The 1,253-nt window shown below is 50.3% G+C and carries 2 protein-coding genes; both read right to left on the bottom strand.

The window, feature by feature from the left end; genetic code table 11:
- Positions 1 to 34: 34 nt before the first annotated feature.
- Positions 35 to 871: an IS3 family transposase gene (locus tag JFN91_RS21880; protein ID WP_328747909.1), complete on the bottom strand. Its 837-nt coding sequence runs from the start codon at positions 869 to 871 to the stop codon at positions 35 to 37.
- Positions 841 to 1,203 (bottom strand): transposase, encoded by a 363-nt coding sequence (locus JFN91_RS21875; RefSeq protein WP_199391258.1) that lies wholly within the window; start codon positions 1,201 to 1,203, stop codon positions 841 to 843. Before JFN91_RS21875 ends, JFN91_RS21880 begins: the two co-directional genes overlap by 31 nt.
- Positions 1,204 to 1,253 lie beyond the last annotated feature (50 nt).

Below are 1,253 nucleotides of genomic sequence, written 5' to 3'. Positions count from 1 at the left end.
GAATCTTCCCCCGATAAAATAGACACAACTAAGTTTAGGCTGTTTTCTGTTCATACTCCAGTGGTGTCATGTACCCCAGAGCTGAATGCTTCCTCTTGTTGTTGTAGAAGGGAATATAACTCCTGACCTTCCGTGCTACCGACTCAGGATCTGAGAAGTTGATCCTATGTATGCACTCCGACTTCATCGAGTGAAAGAAGGATTCCATATACGCGTTATCAGCAAATTTCGCTGTTGGACGATTCATGCTCTGTATATACCCTAACTCGGCAAGGCGCGCCTGGATGGCTTCAGCTCCGTACTCTGCGCCGCGGTCACTATGAAAGATGACTCCCTTTGCTTTCGGACGGTTGTACACCGCATGATTCAGCGCGGACATCGTCAGCCTCATGTCTTTGAATTTACTGATACTCCAGCCGATAATTCGACGTGAGTACTTGTCCATCACTACCGCACAGTAACGGAAGCGTCCGCCGCCTTTCAGGTAGGTGATGTCACCAACCCATACCTGATCTGGCCTCGTCGGGACCACATCTAGGCTGTTGTTGGCGATAGGAGCCTTAGTGTACTGGTTTCCTTTCTTTCGGTATAACCGTGCTGATCGGCCTTTGAGGCCACCACTTCGCATTAGTCTTTCGATACGTTTCTTTCCGATCCGAAAGCCCTTTTCTTTTAAGGCAACGTGAACCCGAGGGCTGCCGTAGATCTCTCGGGAAGATTTATGTATCCTCTTTATTTCTTTGAATAGGAGTTGATCCTCCCGATCTCGGTCGCTCCGCCCGCGACTCCGCCAAGCGTAATAACCACACCTAGATACACCGAAGAACTTGCACATGACCCCTATGCTGTAGGTTTGCCGGTTCTGCTCGATGAAGGCGAAGATTTGCTTTTTTGTTCTGAACAGAACCGGATAGCTTTTTTTAGCAGTTCATGCTCCACCTTGAGGCGGGCATGCTCCTTTTCTAGCTCCCTCAAACGCTTGAGATCACTTACCACTCCGCTGTCTAACGCGGTCTCGCTGTCGTGTTTAATGGTGCCCTCCCGAAATTCCTTTCGCCAGCGCGTAAGGACATTGGGATGTATCAAGAGCGCCTCCGCAACGTCATGCACGTGCACACCAGGCAGACTGCTCAGACGCACGGCCGTGCTCTTGAACTCCTTGCTATAGCTATGGATTTTTCTTGGTCCCACCATCTTTGCCATTTCCGACACCTCCGTTTGGTTGAGGTGTCTACATTAGCGGGGGAGCTTCC

This window comes from Geomonas anaerohicana, from assembly GCF_016458305.1.
GTDB lineage: Bacteria > Desulfobacterota > Desulfuromonadia > Geobacterales > Geobacteraceae > Geomonas > Geomonas anaerohicana.
The sequence above is the reverse complement of the archived record's forward strand: the minus strand, read 5'-3'. Positions and strand labels throughout refer to the sequence as shown.

What these genes read in the sequence shown, in the direction of transcription:
- JFN91_RS21875 (WP_199391258.1), bottom strand. Translation starts at nt 1,203, where the DNA reads ATGGCAAAGATGGTGGGACCAAGAAAAATCCATAGCTATAGCAAGGAG.